Source organism: Klebsiella sp. TF21-TM, from assembly GCF_019753495.1.
GTDB classification, from domain to species: domain Bacteria; phylum Pseudomonadota; class Gammaproteobacteria; order Enterobacterales; family Enterobacteriaceae; genus Klebsiella; species Klebsiella quasipneumoniae.
Map to the genome: position 1 here is coordinate 1 of NZ_JAIJYL010000132.1, position 353 is coordinate 353.

Genomic DNA, 353 nt, shown 5'->3' on the forward strand with positions numbered 1-353 from the left:
TCCGGCGCGTTATCGATCTGGTCGAATGCGCGAGCGGAACCACCGTAGGTTTTAGCCAGTACGGTAGTGATGGCAGCGGTCAGCGTTGTTTTACCATGGTCAACGTGGCCGATAGTACCGACGTTAACGTGCGGTTTTGTACGTTCAAACTTTTCTTTAGACATCGATTGTCCCTCTAAGACACGGATAAATCGGTGATATCACCACATCAACCAGGCAACATGCCCGACTTGTTGAATGAACATAACAGAAGAGAAACAGGGAAGGAGAGAAAAGAAGTGGTGCTGATACCCAGAGTCGAACTGGGGACCTCACCCTTACCAAGGGTGCGCTCTACCAACTGAGCCATATCA

General features: G+C 49.9%; 1 protein-coding gene. It reads right to left on the reverse strand.

What is annotated here, in order from left to right; genetic code table 11:
* On the reverse strand, positions 1–164 hold a 164-nt coding region (locus K5R89_RS27250), incomplete at its 3' end, for a GTP-binding protein (protein WP_023158627.1).
* Positions 165–353 lie beyond the last annotated feature (189 nt).